Source organism: Bradyrhizobium sp. 195, from assembly GCF_023101665.1.
Taxonomy (GTDB): Bacteria; Pseudomonadota; Alphaproteobacteria; order Rhizobiales; family Xanthobacteraceae; genus Bradyrhizobium.
In genome coordinates this window covers 1842461-1863179 of sequence record NZ_CP082161.1, presented here as the reverse complement: position 1 = coordinate 1863179, position 20719 = coordinate 1842461, and the positions used below count along the sequence as shown (strand labels likewise).

Sequence of the window (20719 nt, the reverse complement as noted above, 5' to 3'; positions counted from 1 at the left end):
CAACCGCGGATGGGCGAGTTTGGCGTAGTAGTCGGCGACCTTTGATCCTGCTGATCTCCTTTGATCGAGCTGGCTGTCCCAAGAGTTAGATATTGCCAGCCGCCAACCAACAAATTGTATAGCCGACTAAGCTGCCCGCGATTCCGTTCACGCGTCCTCCCGCGCTACTTGAGGTCGGCGTGCTCTTAGCCTTGGCGTCGCACCATCGTTTTGGCGCAACTACAAACTTTGGTTGCGCCGGGCCTCTTTTCGCTACATCCGATTTCGCTATTGTTGAACGGCAACGCCGAACGGACAAGGATTCGACTCCAATCTTTCGGTGGCAGCAAGTGGGCCCCCATCGAGCCGTAAGGTGGGGCGCTTATCCCATAGAATATGGCTCGAGACCCTCTGATGCAGAGTAGGAGAGGAAGCAGAAAATGTCCCACGGATTCAACGAACTCGGTGCTTGGGACCGCGATCACCTCTTGCACCCGGGGACGCACATCGGCGCGCATGCGCGAGGTGAAATTCAAACGCGCGTGATCAGCGGGGGCAAAGGAGTCTACATCACTGATAAGTCTGGGCGAACCAGCCTTGACGCCTTTGCGGGTCTTTTTTGTGTGAATGTCGGATATGGCCGCCAGAAGATCGCCGAGGCGATTGCAAAGCAGGCGAACGAACTCCCCTATTACCACGCATACGATGGCCACGGCACAGAAGCCCCGATCACGCTATCCAGGATGATCATCGACCGGGCGCCGAAAGGCATGAGTCGCGTCTTTTTCGGTCTATCGGGCTCGGACGCGAACGAGACAAACATCAAACTAATTTGGTACTATAATAATGTGCTTGGCCGACCGGAGAAGAAGAAGATTATCTCTCGCTGGCGAGCCTATCACGGCTCAACTGTCATGACAGGCTCGCTGACAGGCCTTGAACTGTACCACAACGCCTTTGATCTACCGCGTACGCCGATTCTCCACACTGAAGCTCCGTACTATTTCCGCCGCGCTGATGCGACCATGGGCGAGGAGCAGTTCGTCCAAGCCTGCGTCGACAAGCTTGAGGCAATGATTGTAGCCGAGGGTCCCGATACAGTCGCGGCGTTCATCGGAGAGCCGATCCAAGGTGCTGGCGGCATTATTCCGCCGCCCACCGGATACTGGGCGAAGGTGCAGTCCGTTCTGAAGAAATACGACATTCTACTCATCGCGGATGAAGTCGTCTCCGGATTCGGCCGCCTGGGCAGGATGTTTGGTTCCGACCACTACGACATCAGACCGGACCTGATCACAATCTCAAAAGGTCTGACCTCCGCGTACGCTCCTTTGTCCGGCGTCATTATTTCGGACAAGGTTTGGCAGGTTCTCGTGAAAGGCTCCGATCAACTCGGTAGTATCGGTCATGGTTGGACTTGTTCCGCCCATCCTATCTGCGCGGCGGCTGCTATTGCAAATCTTGAGCTAATCGATGAGATGGACCTGATCACGAATGCTCGCGATATTGGAGCCTATCTCCAGTCCGCACTGACTGAGGCGCTGGGCGATCATGGAAACGTCGGCGAGGTGCGCGGCGACGGGCTGATGGCGGCGGTGGAATTTGTCGAGGATAGGGATAATCGCATCCTCTTCGATACATCAAAAAAAGTGGGTGAGCAGGTCGCCGCCGCGCTGCTTGAGCGTGGCGTCATCGGCCGCGCCTTGCCGCAGGGCGACATTCTCGGGTTCGCGCCGCCGCTGTGCTTAACAAAGCACGAAGCTGATATCATCGTCGAGAGTACAGTGGACGCAGTCAATGCTGTTTTTGCCACTTTTTGAAAAGGCCGCCTTACACTGGCGACCTCGCGCAACTGCCAATATCGCTTCAAAATGCGGCGGAATTATCCTTTCCAGCGATCCTGCGAGTTTCCGTCGGTTGGCCCTTTGGAATACCACCAGCGTCGCACGGCTTCCCAAATAGTATGCAACGTATTGGTCGCAGTCGAGCTTGCCGTCTCGACTCCTAACAAGTCATGCATGCTGATGGAACCAAAACTCTTTATGTCGCGATACTGACGAGTGAGTTCTAGTGAATAGGCGTTAGTGCGACTTAAAATCCGGCGACGATTGTTTTCCAGAAATTGGAACAGAGCCGGTCGTGGATCTCAAGAGGTCATCCCCGATGAACGGTAAGAGCGTATGTCCGTCTCTGCCGATGAGATAGCTCGCCTTACACTGCGCGTCCGAGGTTGCTCGGGCGGACCGAGCCGATCCTCATCACAGGAGGACGAGCCGTGGCAGATTATAGGGAAGCATTCGTCGGAATCGATGCCAAACTGAGAAACGCCATCCGATTGCTGAGGCAGGCCGGGAGGGAGAAGTTCGTTTCTTCGGCGAGGTCGACGCTTCGGCAACCAACATGGGTCGCATCATAGCGCGGATCGCCAACCGGTTCGACCGCGTACAATTCTGCTACGCGGCCGGCCCGACCGGCTACGGCCTCTATCATCTGATCCGATTGCTGGGCCGTGAATGCACGGTGTTGGCACCATCGCTACTCCCAAGGAAGCCGGGGGATCGGGTGAAGACGAATCGCCGGGACGCCGTTTCTCTCGCGCGCCTGCTACGCGCTGGCGAGCTGACGGCGGTATGGGTTCCCCATGAAGGCCACGAGGCGATGCGGTATCTCGTTCGCGCGCGAGCGGCAGCGGTTGAGGCGCTGCGGGTTCACCAGCAACAGGTGGCGCCTTCATGCTCAAGCACGACCGCACCCGTCCTCGCAAGAAGAGTTGGACGATGCGCTATCTGCGCTGGCTTCAGGAACAACAATTCGATCACCCCGCACATCAGATCGCGCTCCAAGAAATGGTTGAAGCAGTTCGCGTCGGCAGGGAGTGGGTCGACCGGCTCGAGCGCACGATCAAAGAATTTGTCTCGGGCTGGTCTCTGGAGCCGCTCGTGCGGGCGCTTCAAACGTTGCGAGGCGTTGATTTGATCGTCGCAGCGACGTTCGCGACCGAGGTTGGCGACGTGAGCCGTAGAGCCCAGTCAACTCATGGGTTACCTCGGCCTAGTGCCGAGCGAACGATCGACGGGAGTCTGTCAGGCGCGGCCGCATCACCAAGGCCGACAACGGCCGTGTTCGCCATATGTCCGCATGTCCACCCAGCCGCGAGCTTGATCCGCAACGAGCCGGACCAGCTCGTCCGGACTGCGAGAGCGAGGACTGGCGAAAGGCGGCGCGACGAGAAGAGCTAAATCCAGGCGCTCGATCGCACCGAACCGGGTCTGCCGTGAAAAAGGGGCGCGCCGCCACCATGCCCACGACTATAAGCACAACGGTACCACCCACTATCTTTGCCGCCTTCGATGCGCTCGAAGGCAAGGTCATTGGACGCTGCGTTCAGAAGCATCGGCATCAGGAGTTCATCCGCTTCTCAACCAGATCGAGGCTCAATTTCCGGTCAAAAAGGCTGTCCGCGTCCTCGACATTTATGCCACTATAAGTACCAAAGGCCCGCAAATGCCTCGATGGCCATCCGCGTTTCACCTTCCAGTTCACGCCCACCTCATCCTCGTGGCTCAATGCCGTCGAAGGATTCTTCGCCAAGCTCTCCAGACGCGGCCTCAACGCGGGGTCTTCCGATCGGTCCGCGAACACTGGTTTGACTATGTTGCAACAGAAGCTTAATGACCTGATTTCATTGGGGCGCTGGAAGGCAAAAGCTTGAACGAGGCGGCGGATTTATCTAAGCCCTTCCATAGCGAGCCGCAGCGACTTCGGGATGCGCTGCGCCTTTCCGGCTGAAATAAACGCCACGCGTACACGCGCCGTGACTAGGAGATTGTCTCCGCGCCTGCATTCCTGCAGCAAGGCAATCGACGCTCCCCTCACCTCTTGCGGGGCTGTGACGACGTCAAGCAGGTCATCCAAGACCGCCGGTTTTAGAAAATCGATCGTCATTGAGCGGACCACGAAGGCAAAGCCGGGCGCATCGTTCTTGGCTTCTTTGAGTAGCGCTTGCTGAGTGGTTCCGAGCAGGCGCAAGTAGTTCGTTCTACCCCGTTCCATGAAGCGCAAAAAATTTGCGTGATAAACAATCTGACCGGAGTCAGTATCTTCGAAATAGACGCGAACCTGCATATGATGGCCGCCGTCGCGAATTTCGCCATCAAGAGAAGCTGTCACAGTGCGGTTCCCTTACTGCCCTTCTGGGACGAATTGTCTTGCACAGAGGCGCGTTCCGCAGCAAGTGCCAATGGGCTTGGTGCGTGCAGGTGGAGGCTGCCCGGCGCAAGGACGGTCGGAGACCGGTTGCTGTTGCGAGAAGCCGGAACCCCTATCCAGATTTCCGGCAAGTCCCGCAGCACGGATGGTTTGCAGAGCTCTTATCGCTGCTCAGCAATCCCCGAGGACCGAGGTCGCCCCAACGGCAAGCGCCTTGATCTCCGCGTACATCTGCGCTTCGCAGGCCAAAGTCGGGATTGCCCGGCAGTGCGGATTGTTCAGCAAGCAGTCCTATTCCGCGAATCCTACCATTCACAGCAGTTGTTAAACTCCGACCGGTCAGCCATCGCGGCTGGATATTCCAGGTGAGATGGTCATGGAGAATGATCCACGGCATCTTGACCGGAGAGTCGGCCGCGCCGATGCTCTGCGGTCGAGCCTCGTCGCTCGGTACGACGCGCACCGCGCCTGGCAGGTCCGCGCCGAGCGCTGCCAATAGATCGAAGTCGCTCCGTGGCCACCGCGCCGCAAGAAAGCGACGAGTTCATTTGCATATCCGTCACGTGCCGGGACGCTGCCTCCATCAGCCGAGCGATTCGGTCGTAAGGTCGCCGTTGAAGTAGATGTTCGAATTCGGCATGAGAGGCCGCCATCGTCATTCAACATTCCGCGTTGTCGTGTTCAGCCGTGTCCGGCTGAAGACGCTAATGTCCGGGACCAGACACTGAGGCGCGAGTATTCCGTCGGTGGACACGAAGCACATGGTTTTGCCCTCTTCAAGCGAGGTTCGCAAATGTCTTGAGTGGCACGTGGATTGCTGGGACACCGTAAAGGATCCGCACGACCATGACGATCTCGCATTCGCCGGCCCAGGAGTTCAAATGACACTTGCTCGACTGATCCAAATCAATGCCGTGGACGCTGCGCTATTGAGTGCGGTCCCGCCTAAAGCTTTGCCGCGTCCCTCGCGGGTGCCGCTGTCGTTCTTCGCGTTGGATAACTCTCAAGACCACCAACGACTAGCATTCAGCGCGCTTACTCCCGAGCAAATCCAAACCAGTGTGACACGTTTGGGCGGCTCTGTGGCGAATGCATGCAGTGGCATGCGAATGGCGTCGGACCGGGAGGAAACCAAATCAAGCTTGGTCTCGAGCAATGGCCGCTTCCTTTCGAAGAGGGGAGCGGACAGAAGTTGTTCAATGGCACGCCGGAGCAGATCGAGCTCGGCGCCCGACTCGGCGCGGGTCACACTCGGAGGTGGAACACCATTTTCTCGAGCAGTATTCGCACTCCTCGGCGCCTGAAGTCTTCCTCGGTGCCGTTTCGCAACGCCCGAAGGACATTCGGCCTCGGTCACGGCATCTGTCTTCTTCGCCGAACCATAATCATCCCGCCGTGTCGCCGAGCGGATGGCGACACTCGTTCCGATCTACTGTGGTTGTCTCGAGCGGGAGCCGACAAATCCGCGCCTTCGATCGAAATGCACGACTTCGGTATCGAGCCCGAGCTGAAGAGCGCAATGTGACACGAGGAACGGAGCTGCCATCGCGGCTTGCCTCCACACGAAAGCTAGAGGAGTTTAAAAAAATGCGTGCGCCGACCTATTCCGAGGCCTTGGAATTCGCGATCGACCGCTCGTACGACATTAACCTTGACATGTTGAGGTCACGGAATTTGCACCTTGACACGCACAACGATTATCTTGTCGGCACATATCCGCCTCTCAAGGCAATGGGCGACCTGAATGCCGAAAAGTTGTTGCTTCAGGTTTCGTCGTCAATTGATCTCTATTTTCACATCCCCTTTTGTGATCAGTATTGTACCTTTTGCCACTTCGCCAAGGAAATCAATCCATCTTCCGGGCGAGTGGAGCGCTATCTGGCGGCTTTAGATAAAGAGATGAGTTGGTCGGACGCGGCGCTGGCTGGCAGAGCTGTTGAGACTGCTTTTTTTGGAGGCGGCACTCCCTCGTTCTTGACCAACGGTCAACTCGAAACGCTATTTGGTATGATTAGCCGGCGCTTTGATTTGTCTAAGTCGGAAGTGAGTTTCGAATTGCATCCCTCTCTTGCAAAGCAAGTGGACGCTGCAGATCGCATATCCACACTGCTTAGAGCCGGCGTAAACCGCTTCGTATTGGGCGTTCAGAGTCTGGATCCGAGCATTTTACGCATATTGAACCGCGGGCACCACGTGGACGAGGTAGTACAACTCGTAAAGTTACTGAATGAGATGGGCGTTCAGAATCTGTCGCTTGACCTCATGTATGGGTTGCCGCAGCAAACGCTCCGGAGCTGGTACGACTCACTTATCGGCTTACTGGATATGGGAATAGAGAAGTTCAATGTATTCCCATTGATGTTTAAATCTACAGACCCCGTAGCCCGCCATTTGGCTCGGGGACGATATCAATTTGCCGGGGCTAAGGAGCGCATTATCATGCATTTTATGGCCGAGCACATCCTCACGAAACTCGGCTATCGCCATGGGCCGATTTTCTATTGGAGTAAGCAGTCGCAGCCACACTCGATTCAACAGAGCCGCAAATACGATTCCTGGAACGACAATAATCTGGTCCCGTTTGGGGTTGCCGGATTTGGTTACATGAGCCAGTGCCAGTTCTATAACGAGGCAGATTTAGATCGCTACCTATATAGGGTTGAGGCGGGCGAGAAGCCTGTGTGGAAGGGTGTTGTCCTGTCGCAAGATGATCTCATGCGCAGAACGGTAATGTTTGCCCTGCGAAGCAGTGGGGTGTTGCTCTCCCGCTTCGAGCGGGAGTTTGGGGTGTCCATCGAGAAATGCTTTGGCCGCGAGCTTGAACTCTTGAATGAGGCAGGACTCATCTGCATTTCAAACGGCCTGCTTTCGTTAACTGCCGCCGGCACTATCAATTCGGGCGCCGTATCGCTGCTATTTTTCTCGAACAATATACTCGAGCGGGTCGCGTACAACGACAGTAGGATAATAGACAAACGAACTGATCTGCTCGAAAAGCACGATTACTCACCGGCCGCACGATACGGGTCAAGTGCCGAAATGCAAGTTGCGTTTCGATGAAGTCGCGGGCGCGCTCATTTATGGTCGCTCCTTTTTCCGTTTCCACCCCGCAAGGGTCGCCCTGCCAGGCGGAGGACATATTTTCGCATCTGTCCGATAGCATTGATCGCCCGCAGCGAGAACGCCCGCTTGGGCTGGTCAGCAATTTTGTAGCCGATCAACTGCCGCACTGCATTGCGGAGATCAAATGCAGTGAACGACCAGATGAAGCGGTTAAGGCTCTTGGGCGTAATATCAACGCGATGATTGCGGAGACGGATTATGAAGCGCAGCTGCTAAGTCTGCCGCAGTCTGACTTCGAGATCGCTAAGACAGACATCCAATATCTCGTAAACTGTGCTTATCAGATGTCTGCGTTTGCCGGCCTTCATCCCGTGGACGCCGAGCTGACGGTGGGAGAGGTACTGATCCGCCTTGCGCGCTCGAGTTGTCAACGGCAGCCTGGCATTGAGGTCCTCTCCTATGAAGATATGATCCTTACGAATCCGCTGCAGAACGATCCACGCGTATACTGCCTCGGCGCGGCCGGGGTCGAGGAGCGAGATTTTTGCTTGGGTCACCAGATCATCGAGAGCGAATTGCAGTCAGCAATGGACGCTCTGCTCAAATTGCGTGATGTGGCCGACGTGGATGCGGGGCAATGTCTTGCGCTATGCCTGGAGCGCCTTGAGTCAGCAAACAATGTTCTGACGCGCTTTTATGAACATATGTCGCCGGACTTATTTGGCCAGTTTCGTGTGTTTTACGGAAAGAATCCTTACAAGAATACGCTTGGTCCAAGCGGCCGCTTCTCGGCCCGTATCGTGGCGGTCTCGGTGCTACTGGTCGGTGAAGAACTCTTCCACCAGAAACCGCAATTTTATAGGGATCTGTACCGGCTGTCCGAATATTATCCGCAGAGATGCATTCACGAGGTATTCCGCTGGTTGTCGTCAGGCAAAGGGAGTGCACCGCTCAAGCCAGGTTGGCTAAAGGGGAAAGCGGACTTTCCCAGGGTTGCGACCATTTCGCCAGTCGTGGAGCATCACGGCGGCGAAATCGGAACGCTGCGCACGTCCTGTGTTTGTGCACTGGATCGGTTTACCCGGATGCACCGTAGTACGGCTTTAAAATATACGGTTGAGCCGGGTCGTCCAGTTGTCGGAGTTGAGGTATCGGAAAGTGTTGAGGCTGTCCTTTCTCAGCGGCTGTTGACAGAGGCGCGCCCGTAAGCCGACGGTGGTCTCTGCGTGGCTAAAAACAGAGGCGCAGGCGTCCGCCACCGGTCGAGAGGTAATAGTCGATGTCTCAAGACGAACTGATCCTTCGTCGGTTCGAGTTCGGGGATAGCGATGATGCATGGCATCTGCACAGAAGCGCATCGCAGGATGTTGGTGTGTGTGGCCCGGAAGGGGTTTGGGAGGATGATTTACGCAATATCGGGGAAGTATACATCGCCTCGGGCGGAGACTTCGTAGTTGCGTATATTGGTCCCCGGTTCGCTGCCATGGGTGGGCTGAAACCTTTTGATGATGATGTCGCAGAACTAAAACGTATGCGGGTCGACCCCGTCTTTCAGCGACGAGGGTTTGGAAGGAGGGTTCTTCGTGAATTGGAGTCGCGAGCTGTTGCTCTCGGTTTCAAGTGGATAATGCTCGATACAACAACGATCCAAGTAGGGGCCCAAAGACTTTATGAGAGCGCTGGCTATGTTCGCCGCAGGGAAGGGATGTTGCACGGATATGCAGTGATCTTCTACGAGAAGCGGCTCATTTGACCAGGATGACCCCCGCTGAGCAAATGAGGTTGTGAGACCGGATAATCCAGTGAAGCTCTACGGACGCGCAACGAGCACAAATTCAATCACTTGCCCCTGACTAGCCCAAATGCCCAATCTCGCTCCTTGGGAATGACGTCGAATGCGCTCAGATAAAACCGTATCATCCGCGAGGACTTTCTCATTGAGTCTCGCGAGATCTGCGATCGGAATGAATAGTGTCACTGTAGCTGACAAGGACGTGAAGGTCTCGCGACCGATAGGCCTCGAACGCACGCACAAACTCACGTCTGGCCGAGCCAGCGTTGAATTCAAAACGAGAGCTGATACGGTGCGCCAGCGGCGGATAGGCGAAGACGCTCTGGAGTGTCGTGGGCTCGCGACGTGAGCCTTGCCAGCCGGCATACAAATCCACCTCGATTCAACCGCAACATTCTGTTGCGTATGGAATCCAAAAGTCCGCTCTTGGCGCGATGCTGGGTGGTGGATGCACGGGCGCGTCCAATCGCCCCTACGTCGGGTCAGCTTATGGTCGTCGCCCTTCCAGATCGTGATGCTACTCGGGCGTATCGACCGGTTGCGTGCCGTAGCGCTCGCAGGCTCTCAACGAAGGACCCAGCTCGCACCCTCCTGGATCACGATCGAGTACCAAACCTGCATCGAGCAGCTGCGGATCGGGTCTCACCAGCTTCGTGGTGCTCACGCCCGTATTCGGGTCAACTGCCATTCGGTAGTCTCGTTCAAGCAGCTCTCGCAGGCGCTCGATGCGAGCGAACCGGAATGGATGGACCGGTTTGATCATCGGGCCAGGCTCCTCGGGTCGAATGCGAACAATCGGATGATGAAAATGACGAGCGGGCGACGGGTGACGTTCATGAGTCGAGCTGTCGGTTCTCCGCCGAATGCCAGTCCGCGCCATGGAGGCGGATCATCTCCCGACGGGACCGCTCGATGAAGATGCGCTCAACGCAAAAGCCGGCTGTCACTGAAGCCGCCAGCGCAAGGCCGCAGACCATATAGTCATTCATGAAATTCCAAAACATGTTGCAGCCGGCAACTCCTACAAAAGTAAGTGCCATGACCGTATTGCGAAATGCCTTAACCATGTTGCCCCCCAGTCAGCGGGAACTTTACCATTGCAACCATGACGATTAGCAGCGTTTGACCCTTGTTAGGCGCCGTCTTTCTGCTCGATCAGCCTGGGTCCGCCCGCGCTGTCGACGGCCGTGGGTTCCCCATTGCCCGGCGCAGCTCATCGATCGAGCCGGCGTCGGCGCGATCCACCTGGGCGTGTCCCTCGATGACCGCCTCTATCACTTCCAGTCTGGCCTATTCCGGGTGGCGACAGCACAAGCGAGAACCGGCGTTCCTCACTGAGACAAAAGCTTGCCAAGTTTCGGATCGCTCTTCCCGCTTATGGGGATCGATCAGAAACGGCGTCTAGACTTGCGTGGCGGAGCGCGTTCGGCACCGTTGGCCGTGCGAAACGCCTGAAGCTGGCGCTCTGCCTCAGGCAACTTGCGCCGTCCCAGAAAATGACCTTCCACCCATTGGTCGATGTATCTCCGCAAATTTGGAGGCGCTTGATCCTTCATGGACCCGGGCAGACCTAAGTCTACGACCCACAGCCTCGCAACTTTACGTCGCGTAGTTTATAGGTACTCTTTTCTGATGGCCTCCTTACGCGATAGTGAAGCCAGATTTAGCCTGGGGGATAACGGTGATTAGGGCGATAAGCCGTAGATTGTGGTCGCGTCTCGGAGTGATATGGGTTTTATCTCACACCATCATGGTCCTACTGGGAGCTCTCTTTCTAGGGACATGGTCGCGTTCCTGGATGGGAGCTGGGCTTGCGGAGGGCATAGGAGGCTCCTTGATAGCCTCGGGCATAGCCGGAGTGTCGCTATTCCTCTACGTATCATTTACCGATACTCTGCGGGCGCAACTTGAAACGTGTAGTAAGGCCGGACTTTTTGCTATTTACCCGGGCCGTTCCGTTCAAATTCGAGATGCATATCAGCATCGGCTCAATGTCGCCCGAAAGATTGACCTGATCGGATACGGGCTATCCTCCTTCAGACAAGATTTCCTTGAACATTTTGTCGATTGGTCCACGACGTGCTCAAGTGCGTATTTTGCTAATTGACCCCGATTTTCCGACTTCAGAACACAGCCTCGTAGATCAGCGTGATCGCGAAGAGCACCATTCTCCGGGAAAAACCCGAGGCGACATTCTTGCATTTGAAGACGCGGTCTCGAAGCTCCCCGGTCTAAGGCGCGGCCAGTTCAAAGTGCACAGGGTGGCCTGCATCCCTGCGATCAACGTACTTCGTATAGATGATGAGATTTTTTGGGGACCGTATTTGCTGCACCAACAGAGCCGTAACACTCCGACGCTCTTGGTGTCGCGTGGCGGCTTTCTATTTGATTCTCTTGATAAGCACTTTGAGGCGCTATGGAGTTTAAGCACGCCCTCACCTCTGCGATGAGGCACGTTATTGCACGTCCTCGTGTCCATATCGGCTTGGCGGATATGGGGCATGCATCGCTCCGTTCATTTGGCGGAGTTGGCTTCTCGCTCGACTGCGAACCGACCGTCGTTGAGTTTGAGGGCTGTCAGACAGCCAAAATTGACGGAGCAGAGTAAGCGCGAATTTCTCCGCACCTTTTGCTTTTGAGTGCTCTGATGCATGAGGTGTCCACCAAAATAGGTGGACACCTTGTGATGGCAGCGGATGATCAGAAACTGCGGGTCAGGCTTGTTGGCCGGAACGGTCGCCGGCGCTACGAGGCGGCATCGAAAGAGCGTCTTGTCACGGCCTGCCTTGAGCCTGGGGTTTCGGTATCGAGGCTTGCACTCGAACATGGGGTCAACGCGAACCTCCTTCGGAAGTGGATCAAGAAGCACACCGCCACCAGGTCGCTGCCGCCGTCCTCACGCCCGGCGTTCATCCCGGTTCAGCTTGAGGGGTCCGCCGATCGAGCCCTGTCGCGGCAAGACAGCGTGGCGACGGTGGATTTGCCGGCGACTTGCGATGAAATGCGTGGTTCGGAACCCAAAGGGACTCCAGCTTTTTGTTCTCCGGCCAAAGTGAGCGTGTCGCTGCCGAACGGCGTGAAGCTCGCGCTGGAATGCGGCGATGTGGATGCATTGACGGCGATCATCGGAGCACTGGGCCATGTTCAGACTGGGCGGTGACCTGCAGGTCTATCTGCACCGTGAGCCGATCGACTTCCGGGCTGGCATCAACAGCCTTGCGGTCCTGGTCCAGGAGACGATGGCGCTCGATCCATTCACTCCGGCGGTTTTTGCGTTCTGCAATCGCCGTTGCGACCGGATGAAGTTGCTGTTCTTCGACCGGTCCGGCTTTGTGCTGGTCCTGAAGCGGCTGACCGAGGACAAGTTCCGATGGCCGCGCCGCCGGGAGGCGGTCGTCACGCTGACGACCGAGCAATTGCACTGGATCCTTGACGGCATCGATATCGATGCGATGGTCCGCCATCCGGTGCGGCAATATCAGGTTGCCGGCTGAGCTCTCGAGTTGAGCGGTTGACGCGTCGGTACGGTTCAGATTCAAGAATCCGATGAATCGAACCGGCGATCCGAGTGTTGAAGTGCTGTTGGCGCGCATTGCTGCGCTGCAGGCGGATAACCATCAACTCGCCGACCGCGTCGTCAAACTCGAGGAAGAACTGGCGCTGGCACGCCTGCATCGTTTTGCGCCACGCAGCGAAAAGCACGTCGATCGTCTCTTCAATGAAGCCGAGCAGGCCGCCGATGAGGATGACGCCGGCAGTGAAACGAACAATATCGCCGAACTTCCGGACACGGGCTTGCCACCCGTCGAAAACACAACGGGAAAGAAGCGCGGCCGCAGGCCGCTGCCGGCGAACCTGCCGCGTGAGCGCGTCGAGTATGACCTGCCCGACGATCAGAAGGCGTGTCCTTGCTGCCGTGGCCAGATGCATCGCATGGGCGAGGCTGTCACCGAGCAACTTCATATCGAGGTGAAGGCGAAGGTTTTACAGAACGTACGCTTCAAATATGCGTGCCGCCATTGCGATCGCACCGGGATCAACGCCCCTGTCGTGACCGCGCCGATGCCGACGCAGCCGCTGCCGGGCAGCGTTGCCACGGCCTCAACGCTGGCGTTCGCGCTGGTTCATAAATATGTCGATGGCACGCCGCTCTACCGCCTGGCGCAGGCCTTCGAACGCGCCGGTGTTCCGGTCAGCCGCGGCGCTTTGGGTCGCTGGGTGATCGGCTCGAGCGAGAAACATCTCTCCCGCATCTATGACGCCCTGAAGCTGCGGCTCAGATCGCAGCCTCTCATCCATGGCGACGAGACGACGGTTCAGGTCCTCAAGGAGAAGGACAAAAAGGCCACCAGCACATCGTATATGTGGGCTTATCGCAGCGGCAAGGGCAGTCACGAGCCCATCGTTCTTCTGGATTATCAGCCGGGCCGCGGCCAAATCCACCCGCAGGCCTTCCTCGGCGATTACCGCGGCATCGTGATGAGTGACGGCTATACCGCATGGCGCACGCTGGAACTGGCCACCCACATCGGCTGCATGGCCCACTCCCGGCGGCGCTTTGTCGATGCCCTCAGGGCGAGGAAGAAGGGCGGCGGTCCGCCCGAGCAGGCGCTGCGGTTCTTCGACCAGCTCTACCGGGTTGAAAGGCAGGCGCGGGACGGAATACCGGAGAAGGGTGAAACACAGGCCGACTGCATTCGCCGCTTCCGCCAGCAACATAGTGTCCCCATCCTCAATGCTCTCAAGGTATGGCTCGATGACATGGCCCCGAAGGTCTTGCCTGACAGCAAGCTCGGCGACGCCGTATCCTACACCCGAAACCAATGGGAATATCTGACGCGCTACACCGGGGACGGCAGCATGCCGATCGACAACAATCTTCTGGAGCGCGACATCAGGGTTTTTGCAACTGGCAGGAAGAGTTGGTTGTTCAGCGATACCGTGGACGGAGCCAAGGCCAGTGCCGTCGTCTACAGCCTGATGCTGACCTGCCGCGCCTCACGTGTCGAGCCGTTAGCGTGGTTGCGCCACGTCCTCACCGAATCGCCTCAGCGCGCCGGCGACGCCGATATTACCGACCTGCTGCCCTTCAACTTCCACAAAGCCGCCACTGCCTGAACGGCCCGGTATCGCCCGATACTAGGGCAATCCATCAAAACCGCCGGCGTCATCGTGCGGGGAAAATCGCGCTTACGGAGCAGAAGCGCTTGATACAAGAGCGACGAGATCGAAGATGTGTTCCTGGCCTGAGGTGCTGGCCTACGATCAGCGGCTCACGTGACGTGGTGGCGCAGCTAACGATGTCCGCCACCGAGAGAGCGTCCGTCAGATCAGCAGCCGGTTTGGCCTTGAGGCCCTGATGCTCAAGTGTGTCCGCGAGCGCTTGGAACGTTGCGCATTGCGCCCCCAGACCAGCACGGCTTCAATCGGCCTAACTGCGCGATGGGCAACGGCCAAATAGGAGGCGAGCCGGCCGGTTACAATCAGCAGCAGCGTGCGGCTGTCGGGGCGTGAGAGATGTCGTGATGCGAGCGCGGAGGCGGCGGCCGTACGCCGATTAGTGAGTGTTTCGCCATCGATCATTGCGCGCGGCCGGCCGGTTGCCGTCGAACAGCATGTAAAGCGAGGAAAAGGCAGGGAGACCGCATTCCCCGCTCTTCGGAAACACGATCACCAGCTTCACGCCGAGTGCCTTGCCCCGCTCCCAAGCCGGCATTGTCAGGAGACGACCTGGGCTTGCAGCGGTACCAACATTATAGCTCTGCCGCACTGGCATCGCTTCTCCGCCGCGCCGGACGGCTTCGCTTAAGGCATCGATCAACCTGGGATAGTTCGAGGCCGGCATCTACCTCTGGGGCGGAGAAATAACGCGACATGATTTCCTCGTTTTCATTCGAAATTCGGACGAGTTTAGCACCCGTCGCTCCGATGACAGCACGGTCTATACCGCCGCCAAAGAGAGGCCGTCGCCAGCGTTTAGAATCCCGTGTGAAGCTCGACCGAACGTACAGAACACAAAAAATCTCTCGCCTCGTAGCAACAGATCGAGGTCTATGGCCGTCAGAGCGCGAAGTTGAGCCATGAGCATGCCGATGACAGTCCCATACTTGGCGAACTCGCTTGGGTAATCAGAACCGGGACTCCATTAGGTGAACAAGTTGGGACCCCGCGATGTAGAAGGCTTCCCGCGCGGCACGAAAGCGTTGCCGTTCAACGGCAGTGACCGGCAGCGGAAGATCGTTCTCCGCGATCTGCCCCAGAACGTACGAAGCCAACACACTGCCAAAGACTGTGCCAGGTGCGATGCCGCGACCGTTGTAACCGCTGAAAGCAACGACGTTGCGGTCGAGCTCGTGAAGGCGCGGCAGGTTGTCCGAGGTCATTCCAATCATGCCGAACCAGCCGGTTTCAAACTCGACATCCTGAAGTCCCGGAAACAGCTTGCGCAACGATCTCTGAGCCCATGCCCGGTGAACGGATGCGCCAATACCCTCAAGGGCACCAACACTGCCAAACACGAGGCGCCCGGAGCGATCCAAGCGAAATGAAGAGAGGACCTCTCGAGTGTCCCACGCTCCCTGCCGTTCAGGCAGGATCGACTTCCTCAGACCATCCGGCAAAGAACCCGTAGCAAAGTTGAAGTAGGGCAGATGGATCTGCTCCTGCCGTACCTGCGACCAAAGTCCTTTACCATAGGCATCCGTCGCAACGATCACCCATTCCGCATCTACCGATCCGCTTTCTGTGCTGATCCTCCAGCGCAAGCCGTTGTGTTGCGCAGTAACAGCCTCGCTCTGTGTGAATATCCTAGCCCCCGCTGCAAGCGCGGCTCTCGCTAGACCGTGCACATAGGCCAGCGGCTGTATCGTCCCGGCGCGCTTATCGAGCAGCGCCCCGCTGTATTCGCCACCGCCCACTTTCCTGCGTGTCTCCTCTGCATTTAGCACTACGACAGGGGCGCCACGCTTCTGCCACTGTTCGGCGCGGGCCTCGATCTCTTGCAAACCCTTACGTCCGACGGCACAATGCAGGGTACCGGCACGCTCCACTTCACATTCGATGCCATGCTTTTCGATGAGGTCGAACACCTTTTGCGGTCCACGGCCGAGTTGTTCAATCAACCGTTCGCCGAACGGGGCGCCGAGCGTATCCGGAAGGGTGTCAGGCATCACCCACATGCCCGCGTTAACCAGACCGACGTTCCGGCCCGAACCGCCGAACCCAATTTCGGACGCCTCCAACAGCGCGACGCGCGCCCCTCCTTCCGCGAGATGAAGTGCAGACGACAGCCCGGTATATCCAGCGCCAATCACGATCACATCCGCTGCGGTGTCACTGGCGAGGGGAACAGTGTCTGGCGCCGGTGGCGCGGTGAGAGCCCACAATCCATGTGATGCTGAATTGTTTCGCATCCAGCAATCCTCATACTATTCTTGGTTCTTGATCAGCCCAGGTCGTGCTGCAATCAGTGCCGCCCCTAAGGGTCAAGGATGGGTACCATTTCGTCGATATGTGCATCGATCCGCTCGAGAACCTGCCCAGGCACGACGTCGCGTTCTGGAAGAACTGACCACTTGTCGCGCACGGCCGCCGCGGTCTCAGCTACAGCCGTCATCACTGCCCCCTCTGGAAGACGGCTGCGGTTCGCGAAATTGCGCCAGCGCTCTGGAGTCAGAGCCTTGAATGACTTTTCGCCCGCAAGGCTCAATGCTAGACCATCTTTCGGGATATAGGAAACTGTTGAGAGCACGTCGTAGATTGGCGCCAACGTAGGCGTCCGTCCGTCTCCAGGATACAGTAACGAGCAATTCTTGAGATGCATGTCGCTATTGCCCGTGATCGCGGTGAGCGCAAGACGACGGACAAATTCGATCGCGGAATCGAACGAGACACCGCTGTTCAGCGCGGCCGCGATATTGTGATACGCCGCACCGGTATGTTTCTCGGACGGATAGCGGCCGAAGACCTGTGCAAAGTCCTCCATATGCACGCGCGCTGCATCGGCACCGCGATCGAAGCGACGGACAACAAGCACTTTGCCCGTGGACATGGTGTTAAACACTTCCGGAATGCCGGCGAAATCCGTCTTTTCGACGAGCTCACGTGCAGGCACTTCCATCCCTAGCGCTTCCGCCAAGGCTAGGATCGCGAATTCGTTTTCCGAAAGTCCAATGTGGGTGAGGGAGGGAAATTTCGCGATGTACTGCCCTTGCTCATCGTCGACGCCGAGCGTGATCCCCCCTTCTTTTCCGGTATTTTTCATGACGGAGAGCTTCATCTGGACACCGGCGAGCGAAAAGCGCGCCTTCTTCTTGCCTTCTGATTCTGTCCCGGCCGGAACGGGGACGCCGTCGCTCGGCAACGCTCGTACCGCTCCCGGTAGATTTGTCCCCAGTGCGGCCAAGAGATCGAAGTCGTTTCCAGGTCTTACTGACGCTGCGTGGTGCTTTTCCATTGCTTCGCGCAGTTTCTCTTCGGGCAGCAAGTTCGCGAAGAACGGCGGCAGCGCGCCGCGTATGGGTTTGGGATCCCGGCGGAGGCTGCCATCCGCCGAGCGAAGCGACAGGCTGAAGATCGGAGGGTCGTTCAAGCTCCGATACGCGGGCAAGAGATTGAATGCGTTGTAGTCGCCCGGCGTTCGGACGAGCGTGCCGACGGCAAGATCGTTTAATGAGATGTCGAGCGATTGGATACGTTCAGCCGCGAGGACAGGCTTATTCATGCTCCTCCTCCTCAACATCTGACGTGAACGCAGGATGGTCATCATCGCCCGTAGCTGGCTGCAGCATTGATTGAATAGCCGGTACCATCGCTTGCGGAATCAGCATCATTTCCATGCCAAGGGCGCGGGCAACGTTGACGAGTGTCGTTGCGCGGGCTGCAGCGGCACCCGTTTCAATGTCGCGATAGCGGGGCCTGCTAATGTTCGCCCGGAGGGCGACTTGCTCCTGGGATAGGCCAGCAGCCATTCGTGCTCTGCGAAAGTGCAGGCCAAGTTCCTTGAGCAGCGGGTTTGGAGCCGAAGCCATAGATATGTTCTCGGATCATTCACACCGAAATGATATGTAAACAGACCATATATCGCGGGTCAAGCGAAACGTGAACAGATCTTTCTCGTCGATAATGATCCGTAAACATATCTTTATGGCAATGTTCCAACGGCACTTGTCGTCTGAACTGTTGACTCTGCTGCCAGCGTACCTGACGCGATGAAGGAGGCAGATCTTATCGCCAAGGTTGACCGAGATTCCCATGGCGCTCGCGTGCATTGGGCGCACAGGAACGGCCCGCCAGCGAACGAACCCCATCCTGGAACGCGGTGCGTCGCTTTTATGGAACGCCAGTTGAAAGCGGTCGGTAGAGTCGAAGTTCTTCCATGACGCGCCGTCCTAGTGGCGTCGTGCCGAGTCGTTTCCGTGAGGCGTCTTTGCGCCGAGCAAGTCTGTATCACCAAGTCAATTCCGATGTCCGCCAGCCCGCCTCGATGTAGCTGCGAAGCGTCGAACTACCTATCAGTTCGTTTTTCATTCTTCGACATGCTTCCCATGACGGTCAATAGCCTGCGGGCGTGACCGGGCCGCTGACGTGGCCACTCGCAGGGCCGCAATGCGAGCGGAATGGTCTCGGCTACCTGCCAGCAACTTTTCTTCTATTCGCGTTGATATCCAATCCTACGACGCGCAATTGACGTGTTCCTATGCAACATCAACCGGAGCATGATGGTCAAATCGGCGGCACTCGACAGGCAAAGTTCGACGACTGCGTTGATTCTCTTGACGTCCCGCCCAAGAAGCGACCAGGCGATTACACAAGAGCCTCGTTCGCTTCAATCGTGAGAGTTGGCGATGGGCCACTTGAAGGAGACGCTCCGCACCATGAAGCGACCTCGGAAGAATCGCGGCATGCCGCCGCCCGCGACGTTCGATATCGATTCGCTGCCGGGCAGCTCAAATTTAACGGCATTAGAAACGGCCGCCGTGATCCGGCGCACGCCTGGAGCCCTGGAGCTATGGCGGCGCAATCCGAACCACCCGCTGAAATGGCGCTATGTCGATGGCCGCCCGCTTTACCGAGTTGATGCGGTGCGCGACTATCTGGCCGGACGCGATGAGACAACTAAGTCGTCGCAGCCGCATAATGCTCGCGAAGACGGCCAAGCAATTCGGCCTTGATGGGATCGAGCGGATTCGTCCGCTGCAGGCGCACGACCTTGCCTCCCCGTTTCGCGCCGACCAACTCCGCGATGTAGTCATGAGCAGCTTCGAACGCCATCTTGCGGATGATCCACTGTTCGTCGTGATTGTAGACCTGATCGATCCCGCGCGGCTTTTGCCCGACACACAACCGCTGGATTTCGTTGTCATAGCCGCAGCGTGACATGATGGTTCGCAAGCTGCGCCTTAAGTCATGCATTGTGAACTTGGCGACACCCGCTTCCTTGACCAGGCGGTCGACCAAGTTTGTGAAGCCCGACATCTGGCCGCCGGTCTTCGGTGACGGGAAGACATAGTCCGACGTCGCACGCTGGAAATGTTTTGCGGCCGTAAGCACCTCGTCAACGAGGTGGGTACGCGGCACGTCGTGGTAAAGGCCCATCTTGGTCCATGCTGCATCGAAAGTGATGCGGTCATTCATGACGTGGTTTTGCCATTCGATCATGGCTGGCTCGCTGCGGCGCGGGCCACCAAGTAGGCACATTCGTGTCAATAGCCCAAACGTCCCAAGCTTGCCGGATGCGTGCCAGACTTTGATGATCTCCTCGTCGGTCAGCGCCCGGCCCTTCGTTCGGCGCCCGACCCGCTGCGCGCGCGTCTCCTTGGGCACGCGATAGCCGGCGAGCACGTTGTGCTCGACGTAACCTTCGCCGACGCACCATTCGAGGAACGTGTGCGTGTGCTTGCGCAAGTCCTTTGCTGCGCCGCGCTTGCCGGTCTTGCCGATCCTGTCCACCGCCGCCATGATTTGCCGTCGCGTGAGCTCGGCGATGGCGAGGTCGAAATGATCTTTCAGACCGCGTCGGAGTGCCGACATAGCCGGTTTCCAGTTGACGACCTGGCGCCCGGTCAGGGACATTTCGTAGGGGCCATCTTCAACGATCAAGGTCGCCAGTGTCGTGCACTGCCGCTCGGCCAGCGCTTGCCGCTTCGCCTCGCGCTTGCCCTCATTGGGATCGATCCCAATGACCACCTCCCCAGCGACGACGGTGGCGGCCCTGCGCGCGGCCTTCTCATTGAATTTGGGCCATGCACCCAGCGTCTTGCGTTGGGTGCCTTTCGTCCCAGGCTTTGTGAACATGAAGACCCAGGTCCTGCCACCAGTCGCGCGCATCCTGATCGCGAGCCCCGGCTGCTCTGTGTCGTGCAGATAGTGCTGCGATTTGCCCGGCGGCAGCGTCGCCGCACGGATCGCCGCGTCAGTGAGTCTCAGGTAATTCGTCGTTCCTTCAGCTCTGAGAGATTCTTTACTCTTTTCCATCGTTTGTGCTCTCGCTCCTTGCGCCCTGAGAAGGGTCGAGGCGATCCTAGAAAAAATGGACCACAAGCCATTGCCTCCGCGTTCCCAGTTTGTGTGCCCTAAGGGAATTCCTCCGAAGGGCACAGCAGGGACATACAAAATGTGGTAAGGCCAACCGAGGCCAAGGATGGTCCAATATGGCCGCAAGTCTTTACCTTACAA

The 20719-nt window shown here is 57.6% G+C and carries 17 protein-coding genes and 2 pseudogenes; 11 read left to right on the top strand and 8 right to left on the bottom strand.

Features of this window, described 5'->3' with window-relative positions; genetic code table 11:
• The first annotated feature begins 419 nt into the window (after positions 1–419).
• The 3 genes and pseudogenes from IVB26_RS08590 to IVB26_RS08580 form a co-directional block, all read left to right on the top strand.
• Positions 420–1799 carry an aspartate aminotransferase family protein gene (locus IVB26_RS08590; RefSeq protein ID WP_247971279.1) on the top strand — a complete coding sequence of 460 codons (1380 nt, stop codon included), beginning with the start codon at positions 420–422 and terminating at the stop codon, positions 1797–1799.
• A gap of 455 nt (positions 1800–2254) precedes the next feature.
• Positions 2255–3112: pseudogene (locus tag IVB26_RS08585) on the top strand (IS110 family RNA-guided transposase); the annotation flags it as partial.
• Positions 3113–3218: 106 nt separating this feature from the next.
• Positions 3219–3612, top strand: a pseudogene (locus IVB26_RS08580) (IS630 family transposase); the annotation flags it as partial.
• Between the two features lie 93 nt (positions 3613–3705).
• Here IVB26_RS08580 and ybgC read toward each other — a convergent pair.
• On the bottom strand, positions 3706–4149 hold the full coding sequence (ybgC, locus tag IVB26_RS08575; RefSeq protein WP_247971278.1) for a tol-pal system-associated acyl-CoA thioesterase: 444 nt from the start codon (positions 4147–4149) through the stop codon (positions 3706–3708).
• Between the two features lie 1626 nt (positions 4150–5775).
• Between ybgC and IVB26_RS08570 the strand changes: the two genes are divergently transcribed.
• From IVB26_RS08570 to IVB26_RS08560, 3 genes are all read left to right on the top strand, one after another.
• A complete protein-coding gene (locus IVB26_RS08570) occupies positions 5776–7248 on the top strand; it encodes a coproporphyrinogen-III oxidase family protein (protein WP_247971277.1) in 1473 nt (490 codons plus the stop codon).
• The gene (locus IVB26_RS08565; RefSeq protein WP_247971276.1) at positions 7245–8459 is read left to right on the top strand and encodes a hypothetical protein; all 1215 of its coding nucleotides are present in this window, start codon (positions 7245–7247) and stop codon (positions 8457–8459) included. The genes IVB26_RS08570 and IVB26_RS08565 overlap by 4 nt, the downstream gene beginning before the upstream one ends.
• Positions 8460–8530: 71 nt before the next feature.
• On the top strand, positions 8531–9004 hold the full coding sequence (locus IVB26_RS08560; protein WP_247971275.1) for a GNAT family N-acetyltransferase: 474 nt from the start codon (positions 8531–8533) through the stop codon (positions 9002–9004).
• 556 nt (positions 9005–9560) lie between these two features.
• On the opposite strand, the gene IVB26_RS08555 is transcribed toward IVB26_RS08560, so the two are convergent.
• Positions 9561–9806 carry a hypothetical protein gene (locus IVB26_RS08555; protein ID WP_247971274.1) on the bottom strand — a complete coding sequence of 82 codons (246 nt, stop codon included), beginning with the start codon at positions 9804–9806 and terminating at the stop codon, positions 9561–9563.
• 70 nt (positions 9807–9876) lie between these two features.
• Complete coding sequence (locus tag IVB26_RS08550; protein ID WP_247387736.1) at positions 9877–10110, bottom strand: hypothetical protein; 234 nt, start codon at positions 10108–10110, stop codon at positions 9877–9879.
• A gap of 984 nt (positions 10111–11094) precedes the next feature.
• Between IVB26_RS08550 and IVB26_RS08545 the strand changes: the two genes are divergently transcribed.
• From IVB26_RS08545 to tnpC, 4 genes are all read left to right on the top strand, one after another.
• A complete protein-coding gene (locus tag IVB26_RS08545; protein ID WP_247971273.1) occupies positions 11095–11493 on the top strand; it encodes a hypothetical protein in 399 nt (132 codons plus the stop codon).
• A 236-nt stretch (positions 11494–11729) separates the two neighbouring features.
• The gene (tnpA, locus tag IVB26_RS08540; protein ID WP_247973088.1) at positions 11730–12203 is read left to right on the top strand and encodes an IS66-like element accessory protein TnpA; all 474 of its coding nucleotides are present in this window, start codon (positions 11730–11732) and stop codon (positions 12201–12203) included.
• Positions 12184–12537 (top strand): IS66 family insertion sequence element accessory protein TnpB, encoded by a 354-nt coding sequence (gene tnpB, locus IVB26_RS08535; protein ID WP_247971272.1) that lies wholly within the window; start codon positions 12184–12186, stop codon positions 12535–12537. The genes tnpA and tnpB overlap by 20 nt, the downstream gene beginning before the upstream one ends.
• Positions 12538–12589: 52 nt before the next feature.
• Positions 12590–14161 (top strand): IS66 family transposase, encoded by a 1572-nt coding sequence (tnpC, locus tag IVB26_RS08530; protein WP_247971077.1) that lies wholly within the window; start codon positions 12590–12592, stop codon positions 14159–14161.
• A gap of 207 nt (positions 14162–14368) precedes the next feature.
• Here tnpC and IVB26_RS43485 read toward each other — a convergent pair whose 3' ends face one another.
• The 4 genes from IVB26_RS43485 to IVB26_RS08515 all read right to left on the bottom strand — a co-directional run bounded on the left by IVB26_RS43485 (position 14369) and on the right by IVB26_RS08515 (position 18072).
• Complete coding sequence (locus IVB26_RS43485; protein WP_458309341.1) at positions 14369–14626, bottom strand: hypothetical protein; 258 nt, start codon at positions 14624–14626, stop codon at positions 14369–14371.
• 545 nt (positions 14627–15171) lie between these two features.
• The gene (locus IVB26_RS08525) at positions 15172–16455 is read right to left on the bottom strand and encodes an NAD(P)/FAD-dependent oxidoreductase (protein ID WP_247971271.1); all 1284 of its coding nucleotides are present in this window, start codon (positions 16453–16455) and stop codon (positions 15172–15174) included.
• A 65-nt stretch (positions 16456–16520) separates the two neighbouring features.
• The gene (locus tag IVB26_RS08520) at positions 16521–17765 is read right to left on the bottom strand and encodes a type II toxin-antitoxin system HipA family toxin (RefSeq protein WP_247971270.1); all 1245 of its coding nucleotides are present in this window, start codon (positions 17763–17765) and stop codon (positions 16521–16523) included.
• Positions 17758–18072 carry a helix-turn-helix domain-containing protein gene (locus tag IVB26_RS08515; protein ID WP_247326180.1) on the bottom strand — a complete coding sequence of 105 codons (315 nt, stop codon included), beginning with the start codon at positions 18070–18072 and terminating at the stop codon, positions 17758–17760. The genes IVB26_RS08520 and IVB26_RS08515 overlap by 8 nt, the downstream gene beginning before the upstream one ends.
• A gap of 825 nt (positions 18073–18897) precedes the next feature.
• On the opposite strand from IVB26_RS08515, the gene IVB26_RS08510 reads away from it, so the two are divergent.
• On the top strand, positions 18898–19215 hold the full coding sequence (locus IVB26_RS08510) for a hypothetical protein (RefSeq protein WP_247296105.1): 318 nt from the start codon (positions 18898–18900) through the stop codon (positions 19213–19215).
• On the opposite strand, the gene IVB26_RS08505 is transcribed toward IVB26_RS08510, so the two are convergent.
• A complete protein-coding gene (locus IVB26_RS08505) occupies positions 19160–20518 on the bottom strand; it encodes a tyrosine-type recombinase/integrase (protein ID WP_247973115.1) in 1359 nt (452 codons plus the stop codon). The two genes, IVB26_RS08510 and IVB26_RS08505, sit on opposite strands and share 56 nt — an antisense overlap.
• Positions 20519–20719 lie beyond the last annotated feature (201 nt).